This window comes from Streptomyces sp. NPDC004561 (assembly GCF_053602155.1).
Map to the genome: position 1 here is coordinate 1 of NZ_JBSGDB010000762.1, position 2,692 is coordinate 2,692.

Consider the following 2,692-nt stretch of genomic DNA (forward strand, 5'->3'; position numbering starts at 1 on the left):
CCTTACCCTACGCGCTTCGACCGGTGCCTCAGTGCCAGGGTTCGGATACTGAGCGAAGCGTGGCCGCGGTCGACACCGCCGCGGTCACCGCCTCGCGGCCCTTGCCTCGGGCGTTCATGCCCCGGGCGTTCAGGTCGTCAGCCGGTCAGCAGATTTGTCTCCGCCCGGCCCGCCCGTCAGTACCAAGGGCGCGGACCGGCTCTCCTCGACCGGCGGCCGGCAGGTTCTCCACCTCCAGGGGTACGGAAGCAGCTACACGGGCACCAGGATGCCCGGCCATCCGTCCTCGCTCGATGTCACGTTCTTCTCCTTCCGCGGCCAGTACCCCGACGGCGCCCCCCTGCCGTACGGGCCGGACGCCACCCACCAGTCACTGCGGGTGCTGGCCGACCGGCTCGCCCGGCAGGTCGAGACGCTGCACCGGCGCAGCGGCCGCAGCGTGGCGATCGTCGCGCAGAGCGCGGGCACCTTCGTCGCCCGCGCCTATCTGCACGGCCACCCCCACGCGTACGTGGACACGCTGGTCCTGCTCAGCCCCCTGGTGCGGCCGGCCCGTGTCCACTACCCGCGGCGGACCGGGGCTGGGGGATCGGGCTGGGCTGGGAGATGCGCATGCTGACGGCTCTCTCCCGGCTGAAGACGGGCCCCACGGTGAGTGCTGATGAACCGTTTGTGCGCTCGGTCATGCACAACGCGCCGTGGTACCGCGACACGATGCTCTGCCCGCTGCCCCACGTGAGGGTGGTCGCCCTGCTGCCCACCGCCGGCGCGGCCGCGGTCCCGCCCGGGCACCTGTCGGACGCGACCACCGTCGAGATCGAGGGGTTCCACGGCACGCTCGGCGCCCGCGGCAACGCCCACCGGGAGATCGCCGCCGTGCTCACGGGCCGGTCCGTCGACGGCGCCGAGCTGACCGCGTACCGGTTCGTGCAGTGGGCGGCCGCGGGCTGGCAGGTCCCGCCGCTGCCGCTCTCCTTCGTGCCCTCCTGGCATGCCGACGGAATGCCCGACGCCGCGCTCGACCACGCCGACGGCTGCACCGCCGACGGATCCCACGCCCCGCCGTCCCACTGAGACACGCGCGGCAACGTTCCGAGGAGCCGCTTGGTCACGCGCCCAGGATCCGCCGCGGCCCGGGCCGCCGAGGCGACCCGTTCCGGTCTCAGCGCGCCCTTCCCCGCGGCTTCAGGGGTACGTGCGGCAGTTCCGGTGCGGGCAGCCGGTCGCCGTCGTACCCCTTGACCTCACCGAAACGGGTCCCCGTCATCCAGTCCTCGCGGGCCTGGGCGATGTCCTCGTGGCTGCGGCCGATGAAGTTCCACCACATCACGATCTCCTCGCCGAACGGAGGCCCGCCGAGCAGGACGACGCGTGCCGGGGCGCCGGACTCGTTGACGAGGTGGAGGGTCCCGGAGCCCTCGGGCACATAACCCAGCTCGGCCGGCCGCAGCAGGGTGCCGGCGGCGCGGACGTCGCCCTGGTCGACGAGGACTCCGTGCTCGAAGGCGGGGTCGACGGCCAGGGTGAGGGCGGCGTGCGGATCCAGGGTGATCTCGGCGCCGAGCAGCGGGGTGAAGGTGCGGACGGGGGAGACGGAGCCGGCGAGGGAACCCAGGAAGACCCGGACGACGGCGCCGTCGAGCCGTACCGGTTCGGGCACGTGGTGCTCGAAGTCCGGGCCGGTGTGCCGGTGTTCCTCGGGCAGGGCGACCCACAGCTGGACGCCGTGCAGCACGGTGGTGCCGGGCGTGGAGACCTCCGAGTGGCTGATGCCGTGCCCGCCGGTCATGAGGTTCACCTCGCCGGGCCGGACCAGGGCGTGGCTGCCCAGGCTGTCACGGTGCTCGATCTCCCCGCTGAACAGCCAGCTCACGGTCTGCAGCCCGGTGTGCGGGTGCGGGGCGACGTCCATGCCACCGGTACGGGAGACGTCGTCGGGGCCGTAGTGGTCGGCGAAGCACCAGGCGCCGATCAGCGTGCGGGCCCGCTGGGGCAGGGTGCGCCGCACGGTCATCGCGCGCGGTCCGCCGAGCGGCACGTCGCGCGGCGCGAGCACCTCCACCGGGGCCGCGGGTTCCGTACGGTGTTCCTCGGAGCCGCACCGCAGCTCGGCGGGCCTCGTCTCGGTGTTGCTCACCCGAGCCCACCTCCCATCCATGATAGTTTTATATTCAACAACTATGCTGCGATCATAGCCCCGGCGACGGCACCGCGCACCTGTAAGGGCGGGGCCCCGGCGGCGGCACCCGGAGGAGTCCAGGTTGACCAGTCTCGTACCGGCCGGCACCACCCGGCGGATCTTCGTCGACAAGCAGAGCCCCAAGGCGTACCACGCCCTGGTGCAGACCTCCGAGGCGGTCCGGGCGGTCGCCGCCGAGGCCGGGCTCGACCGCACCCTCGTGGAGCTGGTCAACCTCCGCGTGTCGCAGATCAACGGCTGTGCCTACTGTCTGCACGTGCACACCCGGGCAGCGCTGCGCGCCGGCGACACCCCGCGGCGTCTCGGCGTGCTCGCCGCCTGGCGGGACACCGAGCTGTTCACCCCCGCCGAACGGGCCGCCCTGGCCCTCGCCGAGGCGACCACCGCCGCCGCGGACGCCTGTTCCCCGCCCTGGCCGGGGACTTCCCCAACCAGATCGCCGCGCTGGAGGCCGAGCACCGTCACGTCGAGGCGGTGCTGGCCGAGGCCGGC

Annotated in this window: 4 protein-coding genes and 1 pseudogene; 3 read left to right on the forward strand and 2 right to left on the reverse strand. The window is 73.2% G+C overall.

From position 1 onward, the window contains the following. Positions 1-28 precede the first annotated feature (28 nt). Positions 29-103, reverse strand: a pseudogene (locus ACWEN3_RS44880) (6,7-dimethyl-8-ribityllumazine synthase); the annotation flags it as partial. Positions 104-268: 165 nt separating this feature from the next. Here ACWEN3_RS44880 and ACWEN3_RS44885 point away from each other — a divergent pair. Next, complete coding sequence (locus ACWEN3_RS44885) at positions 269-619, forward strand: hypothetical protein (RefSeq protein ID WP_452984001.1); 351 nt, start codon at positions 269-271, stop codon at positions 617-619. Then, positions 613-1,074 (forward strand): hypothetical protein, encoded by a 462-nt coding sequence (locus ACWEN3_RS44890; RefSeq protein ID WP_452984003.1) that lies wholly within the window; start codon positions 613-615, stop codon positions 1,072-1,074. The genes ACWEN3_RS44885 and ACWEN3_RS44890 overlap by 7 nt, the downstream gene beginning before the upstream one ends. A gap of 88 nt (positions 1,075-1,162) precedes the next feature. On the opposite strand, the gene ACWEN3_RS44895 is transcribed toward ACWEN3_RS44890, so the two are convergent. Next, positions 1,163-2,137: a pirin family protein gene (locus ACWEN3_RS44895; protein WP_452984005.1), complete on the reverse strand. Its 975-nt coding sequence runs from the start codon at positions 2,135-2,137 to the stop codon at positions 1,163-1,165. Positions 2,138-2,261: 124 nt separating this feature from the next. On the opposite strand from ACWEN3_RS44895, the gene ACWEN3_RS44900 reads away from it, so the two are divergent. Then, positions 2,262-2,692: carboxymuconolactone decarboxylase family protein (locus tag ACWEN3_RS44900; protein ID WP_452984007.1), on the forward strand; the 431-nt coding region annotated here is incomplete at its 3' end.

Bases quoted from the DNA above. Each gene is read 5' to 3' on its own strand.
- ACWEN3_RS44890 (WP_452984003.1), top strand. From the start codon at position 613: ATGCTGACGGCTCTCTCCCGGCTGAAGACGGGCCCCACGGTGAGTGCT.
- ACWEN3_RS44885 (WP_452984001.1), top strand. From the start codon at position 269: ATGCCCGGCCATCCGTCCTCGCTCGATGTCACGTTCTTCTCCTTCCGC.